Annotated in this window: 7 protein-coding genes; 4 read left to right on the forward strand and 3 right to left on the reverse strand. The window is 73.7% G+C overall.

Features of this window, described 5'->3' with window-relative positions; all coding sequences use genetic code 11:
- Positions 1-512, reverse strand: a 512-nt coding sequence (locus tag AB0J68_RS24855) for a hypothetical protein (protein ID WP_363940616.1), incomplete at its 3' end; no start/stop codon positions are given.
- Positions 513-570: 58 nt separating this feature from the next.
- Positions 571-1,899, reverse strand: coding sequence for a M20/M25/M40 family metallo-hydrolase (locus tag AB0J68_RS24860; protein ID WP_354860355.1), 1,329 nt, complete (start codon positions 1,897-1,899; stop codon positions 571-573).
- Positions 1,900-2,073: 174 nt separating this feature from the next.
- Here AB0J68_RS24860 and AB0J68_RS24865 point away from each other — a divergent pair, with 174 nt between their 5' ends.
- Both AB0J68_RS24865 and AB0J68_RS24870 read left to right on the forward strand, forming a co-directional pair.
- The gene (locus AB0J68_RS24865) at positions 2,074-2,682 is read left to right on the forward strand and encodes a hemerythrin domain-containing protein (RefSeq protein ID WP_354860353.1); all 609 of its coding nucleotides are present in this window, start codon (positions 2,074-2,076) and stop codon (positions 2,680-2,682) included.
- Positions 2,683-2,769: 87 nt separating this feature from the next.
- Complete coding sequence (locus tag AB0J68_RS24870; protein ID WP_354860352.1) at positions 2,770-3,741, forward strand: LysR family transcriptional regulator; 972 nt, start codon at positions 2,770-2,772, stop codon at positions 3,739-3,741.
- 15 nt (positions 3,742-3,756) lie between these two features.
- On the opposite strand, the gene AB0J68_RS24875 is transcribed toward AB0J68_RS24870, so the two are convergent.
- On the reverse strand, positions 3,757-4,911 hold the full coding sequence (locus AB0J68_RS24875) for an FAD-dependent monooxygenase (RefSeq protein ID WP_363940617.1): 1,155 nt from the start codon (positions 4,909-4,911) through the stop codon (positions 3,757-3,759).
- 23 nt (positions 4,912-4,934) lie between these two features.
- On the opposite strand from AB0J68_RS24875, the gene AB0J68_RS24880 reads away from it, so the two are divergent.
- Positions 4,935-5,666, forward strand: coding sequence for a TetR/AcrR family transcriptional regulator (locus AB0J68_RS24880; RefSeq protein WP_355137065.1), 732 nt, complete (start codon positions 4,935-4,937; stop codon positions 5,664-5,666).
- 80 nt (positions 5,667-5,746) lie between these two features.
- On the forward strand, positions 5,747-5,992 hold the full coding sequence (locus AB0J68_RS24885; protein ID WP_234582022.1) for a hypothetical protein: 246 nt from the start codon (positions 5,747-5,749) through the stop codon (positions 5,990-5,992).
- Positions 5,993-6,030: the final 38 nt, after the last annotated feature.

The raw sequence follows: 6,030 nt of genomic DNA on the forward strand, positions 1-6,030 counted from the left end.
CCCACCTCGCTGACCATGACAACCCCGTCGAGGGGCTCCAGCTCGGGGACGTCCAGCGCGCCGAGCGAGCCGTCGCCGCTCTGCAGCAGCTCCAGCACCGCCTCGCCGACGCCCTCCACCGGTGCCGGCTCGTCGTCCTCCGGGGTGCCCTCGCGCCGGGCCGCCTCGGCCGCCCGCAGCAGCGCGGAGATGCTCGGCACCCGGTAGTCGCGGCGTTGACGTACCGAGATCACCCGCGGGTGGGGGTCGCTGGCCTCGGCGCCCTCGCCGCCGAAGCGCTCGTCGGCCTCGTCCGGGTCGATCGAGTCGACGTCCCACGGGGTCACCTCGCCGAAGGCGTCGAGCAGTTGCTCGTCGTAGGCGAAGGACGCGTTGTTCAACGCCACGTACGCCTGCCAGACGTCGTCGTCGTCGACGCGGCCCTGCGCGGCGCGTACGGCGGCCAGGTGGTGGCGGGCCGCTTCGATCACCCGCTCGAGAGCGGCGTCCAGCTCACCGTGCTGGTCGGTCATGTGGGGCAGTCCCTTCACGATGGGGAGGTAACGCGCCGGGTGCAGCTACCGGACACGGTTAGCAGGTGCGGAGGAACCGGTCGAGAACCCGCACGCCGAACTGTAGTCCGTCGACCGGAACGCGCTCGTCGATGCCGTGGAACAACGCCGAGAAGTTCAGGTCGGCGGGCAGCCGCAGCGGCGCGAACCCGAAGCAGCGGATGCCGAGCTGCGAGAACGCCTTCGCGTCGGTGCCGCCGGAGAGCATGTACGGCACCGGCCGGGCACCCGGGTCCTCGGCGCGCAGCGCCGCCGACATGGCCTCGACCAGGTCGCCGTCGAAGGTGGTCTCCAGCGCCGGCTGTCGCTGGACGTACTCGATGGCGATGTCCGGGCCGACCAGCTCGCGCAGCTGCCGCTCCAGCAGCTCGGACTGGCCGGGCAGGCTGCGGCAGTCGATGGTGGCGGTGGCGCGGCCGGGGATGACGTTGTCCTTGTAGCCGGCGCTGAGCCGGGTGGGGTTGGCCGTGTTGCGGATGGTCGCCCCGATGATGTTGGCGATCGGGCCGAGCTTGGCGATGGCCGTCTCCGGGTCGTTCGGGTCCAGCTCGATGCCGAGCAGGTCGGAGACCTCGGTCAGGAACGCCCGCACGGTGTCGGTGACCACCACCGGGAAGCGGTGCCGGCCGATGCGGGCCACGGCCTCGGCGAGGGCGGTCACCGCGTTGTCGTCGTGCACCATCGATCCGTGCCCGGGGCGGCCCTTGGCGTGCAGCCGCAGCCAGTCGATGCCCTTCTCGGCGGTCTCGATGAGGTAGAGCCGCTGGCTGTCGTTGACCGAGTAGGAGAAGCCGCCGACCTCGCCGATGGCCTCGGTGCAGCCGTCGAACAGGCCGCGGTGGTTCTCCACCAGGAAGCGCGCGCCGTAGTCGCTGCCCGCCTCCTCGTCGGCGGTGTACGCGAGCACGATGTCGCGCGGGGGCCGTACGCCGGTGCGCTGCCAGTGCCGCACCACGGCGAGCACCATCGCGTCGAAGTCCTTCATGTCGATGGCGCCACGGCCCCACAGGTAGCCGTCGCGCTCTTCGCCGGAGAACGGGTGCACGGACCACTCGTCGGCGTCGGCGGGCACCACGTCCAGGTGGCCGTGCACCAGCAGCGCGCCCCGGCTCGGGTCGGCGCCGGGGATGCGGGCCACCACGTTGGCCCGGCCGGGGGCGGACTCGTGCAGGACCGATTCGACGCCCACCTCGGCGAGTTTCTCCGCCACGTACTCGGCGGCGCGGCGCTCGCCGACGCTGGTGTCGTTGTCCCCCGTGTTGGTGGTGTCGATGCGCAGCAGGTCGCGGCAGAGGTCCACGACCTCCGCGCTGGGGTCCGGTCGGGCGGAGGCGGCGTCGCTCGTCATCGCCCCTTCATACCAGCCCGGGGTGACCGGCGGGCCGGCGCACCGGCGTGCCGGGGCCGGGCATTCACCTCGGCGGATCCGCGTGCCGGTTTCGCGGCGTCCGCGTTCGGGTACCGCCGCCCACGACCGCACATCCCCTGCCGGAGCTTCCGCCCGCCAGTCGAGGAGGGCACCATGTCCGCCGTCCCCCTGCCCCCGTTGCCGCCCGCGCCCGCATCCGAGGAGGGTTACCGGCCCGGTGGCCGCAGCATCGCCGACATCGTGGACCGCGAACACCGGCAACTGCTGGCTCTCGTGGACCAGCTGACCGGCCCGGACGCCACCCCGCAGGAGGGGCTGGCGGTGCTCACCGCCGCGCTGTCGCGGCACGTCTCCGCCGAGGAGCAGTACCTGCTGCCGGCGGTGCGGGCGGCGCTGCCGGCCCAGGCCGACCGGGTGGACGCGGAGATCGACGCTGACGCCGCGCTGCTCGCCGCCCTGAAGGGGTTGTCCGACGAGACCCTGACCGAGGTCGCCGAGCGGGTCCGCCGCCACGTCGACGGGGTGGGCGCGCTGGTGGCCGAGTTGCGCGCGGTGGCCACCGGGGAGGAGCTGATCCGGCTGGGCAACCGGTTGGAGATCGCCGAGGAGGCCGCGCCGACCCGGCCGCACCCGGGCACCCCGGCCACGCCGCCGTGGAACCGGATCGTCGAGCCGGCGGTGGGTGTGGTGGACAAGGTCCGCGACGCGGTGACGCGGCGGCCGACGTACCTGGCCGACCTGCCGGAGCCGCCGCGCGACTGAAGCGCGGGCCGCGCCACGAAATGCATTCAACGTCACCGATTCGCTTGGCCTCTTCCGCAGGCTGCGACGTGGTCCTACCGTCACCGTATGAACCTGGAGCTGCGACACCTGCGGGTGGTCTGCGCGATCGCGGAGACAGGGAGTGTGACCAAGGCGGCGTCGGCGCTCGGGCTCGCCCAGCCGGCGCTCACCGCTCAGCTCCAGCGGATCGAGCGGACGCTGGGCGGGCCGCTGTTCGACCGGGATCGGCGCGGCGCCCGGCCCACCGCGCTCGGTGAGCTGGTGCTCGCCCGGGCCCGGGTGCTGCTGCCGGCGATGAAGGGCCTGCAGGACGAGGCGGCACGGCTCGCCGGCGCGGGCGCGGCGCCCCGCTGCTACCGCCTCGGGGGGGTGAACAGCCCGATCCTGGGCCGGTTGGTGCACCGGCTGGCCGCCGAGCAGCCACCGGCCCAGATCACCACGTACGCCTCGTGGTCGGTCGACGAGCTGGCGCAGTTGGTGGCCGGCGGGCGGTTGGACTTCGCCCTCACCGGCGTGTGCGGCGACGCCACCCCGTCGGCGGCGTTCGGGTTGCGCTGGCGGGAGGTGGCCATCGACCCGGTGCTGGTGCTGCTGCCGGAGACCCATCCGCTCGCGGAGCGGGCCGAGGTGCGCCTGGCGGACCTGGGTCACGAGCAGTGGGTGGCCGCGCCGGGCGACGGCTGCTTCGGCGACTGTTTCGCCGCCGCGTGCGCCCGCGCCGGCTTCACCCCCCGCAAGGTGTACGAGACCGACATCCGCGGCTGCGTCGACCTGGTGGAGGCGGGCGTGGCGGTGGCCCTCTGCCAGGCGACGTTCCGCCCGGTCGCCGGCCTGGTCACCCGACGGCTGGCCGGTGTCCCGCTGCGCTGGCGGCTGCTGCTGGGGTGGCATCCGGACTCGCCCGCCGCCGGGGACGCGGAGCTGGTGCTGGCCACGGCGAAGGCGGCGTACACCGACTCGCTGGCCCCGCACCCCACCTACCTGGACTGGCTGGTGCGCAATCCGGGTTTCGGCGTCCGGCAGCCCAGCGGGGTGTGAGGGCCCACGGGAGGTCTAGCGGGGCGCGGCGACGGGTTCCTCGTCGCCGGAAGAGGGCGTGGCGGACCGTGGCGTGAAGAAGCGGACGAGGTCGTCGGCCGCCGTCGGGGACAGCATCATCGCCTGAACTCGTGCGCACATCTCGGCGATCGGCTCGATCCTTTCGAACATCGCCTCCTCGTACGCCCGGATCGCCGCGTCCGGGTCGGCGGGGTTGGCGGCGAGTTCGCGTGCGAGTTCGGCGGCGTCCAGCATGGCCTGGTTGGCGCCCTCGCCGACCGGCGGCATGAGGTGCGCGGCGTCGCCGAGAAGCGTGGTTCCCGGCCGGTGGGCCCAGCGCGCGCCGACCGGCATCGCCTCGACCCGGCGCGGCGTCGGCGGGCTGTCGGCCGCGTCGACGAGGGCGGTGAGACGGGCGTCCCAGCCGTCGAACAGGTCCAGCAGGGCACGCGTGTCACGGTAGGCGTCGAGGTCGCGGTCGTCGGCGGGCAGGGAGATCCCGACCCGGATGCTGCCGTCGCCGAGGCGTTGCGCCGCGAGGATCTGGTTCACGCCGACGCACCACAGGTTTCCCGGGCCGACCAGCTCGGCGAGATCCGGGTGGCGTCGGTCGGCGTCGTCGATGGTCAGCTCCACGTGGCTGGACACGTGGGACAGTCCCGCGTCGGTCAGCAGCGCCCGGACGACCGAGCGCGCGCCGTCCGCGCCGACCAGGATGTCGCAGTCGGCGCGGTGGCCGCCGTCGAAGGTCAACCCGAAGCCCCCGCCCGGTCGTGGCGTCGCCGCGACGAGGCGGTGCCGCCACGCCACCGCGTCGGGCGGCAGCGAGTCGAGCAGGAGATCACGCAGGACGGTGCGGTCGATCTCGGGGCGGCCGGCGAACGAGCCGGGTCGGGGCGTGTGGTGCACGAGGGTGCGCCCGGCCGGGTCGAGGATGCGATGTTCCTCGCCCTCGGGCCGCGCCTCGGAGCGGAACCGGTCGTCGAGACCCGCCTCGGCGAGGGCCAGTTGCCCGGACTCCGGGTGCAGGTCGAGCATTCCGCCCTGGGAGCGTGCGGATCGGCTGGCCTCGCGTTCGTAGACCACCGCGTCGATGCCGTGCCGGTGCAGGATCCGTGCCAGCGTCAGGCCGCCCAGGCCACCACCGGCGATCGCCAGTCGCATCCTCATGCCCTTACCATACACTGTATCGCGTGGATACATCGTACGGTAGCGAGGTCGTGCCCATCTGGGAACGCCCGGAGCCCCAGCCCCGGGCGACGCCGGTGCCGTTGAGCCGCGCGAAGATCGCCGCCACGGCGATCCGGCTCGCCGACGCGCACGGCCTCGACGGACTGTCGGTTCGCAAGATCGCCAAAGAGCTCGGCGTCGGTCCGATGCGGCTCTACGACTACGTGGCCAACAAATCGGAACTGCTCGACCTGATGGTCGACGCCGTCTATGCCCAGATCGCCGAGACCGGCCAGCACTCCGGGTGGCGGGCCACGGTGCTGGCCGTCTTTCGGCGGACCCGCGCCGCCGCCCTCGACCACGAGTGGTTCTCCGACCTGCTCGGCGGGCGGCCACACCTGGGCCCGCACGCGCTGGCCGTGGGCGAGATGAGCGCGGCGGCCCTCAGCCAGGCCCCCGGCATACGCGACATCGACGACCTCCAGCGGGCCCTGGGCGCCCTCAACGCCTTCGTCGTCGGCGCCCTGCGCCGAGAGGTCACCGAGCGGCGCACCGCCCGCTTCACCGGCACCGATGTCAGCGCCTGGCAGGCCAGCCTCGGCCCGTACCTGACCCGCATGCTCGACACCGGTCGCTACCCCACCGTCGCCCGGCTCGTCATCGAGGGCGCCCACCTCAGCGCCGAGGAGACCTTCGACCACAACCTGACCACCATCCTGGACGGCATCACCGGCCACCCCCACCCGGGCGAGTAGTCCCGGCCACGCGACCGGGACGTCGGCTACTGCCTGGTCGGTGGCGGTGCGAACGGCCGCTGTCGGGGTATCTGGCGGACATGACCGATCTCTACCCGCCCGCCGACGACCGGGAACTGCTCCGCCAGGCCGCCGCCGCGCACACCGCCGCCACCCGCCAGGTGGAGGCGTTCCTGCGCCGGCTGCCGGAGGTGCCCGACCCGGCCGACGTCACCGAGTACGCCAACCTGCTCACCCGGGAGGACCAGACCCGGGGCGAGCGCGACGCCGCCGCCGACGCGGCGGGGCTGACCATCGGCAGCCTGGAGTCCGACCAGGGCCAGTAGCGGCATGCGACGGTGCCGCCCCGCACCCGGGACGGCAC

This window comes from Micromonospora sp. NPDC049580 (assembly GCF_040675595.1).
Lineage (GTDB): Bacteria > Actinomycetota > Actinomycetes > Mycobacteriales > Micromonosporaceae > Micromonospora.

What these genes read in the sequence shown, in the direction of transcription:
- AB0J68_RS24860 (WP_354860355.1), bottom strand. Translation starts at nt 1,899, where the DNA reads ATGACGAGCGACGCCGCCTCCGCCCGACCGGACCCCAGCGCGGAGGTC.
- AB0J68_RS24865 (WP_354860353.1), top strand. Translation starts at nt 2,074, where the DNA reads ATGTCCGCCGTCCCCCTGCCCCCGTTGCCGCCCGCGCCCGCATCCGAG.
- AB0J68_RS24870 (WP_354860352.1), top strand. Translation starts at nt 2,770, where the DNA reads ATGAACCTGGAGCTGCGACACCTGCGGGTGGTCTGCGCGATCGCGGAG.
- AB0J68_RS24875 (WP_363940617.1), bottom strand. Translation starts at nt 4,911, where the DNA reads ATGAGGATGCGACTGGCGATCGCCGGTGGTGGCCTGGGCGGCCTGACG.
- AB0J68_RS24885 (WP_234582022.1), top strand. Translation starts at nt 5,747, where the DNA reads ATGACCGATCTCTACCCGCCCGCCGACGACCGGGAACTGCTCCGCCAG.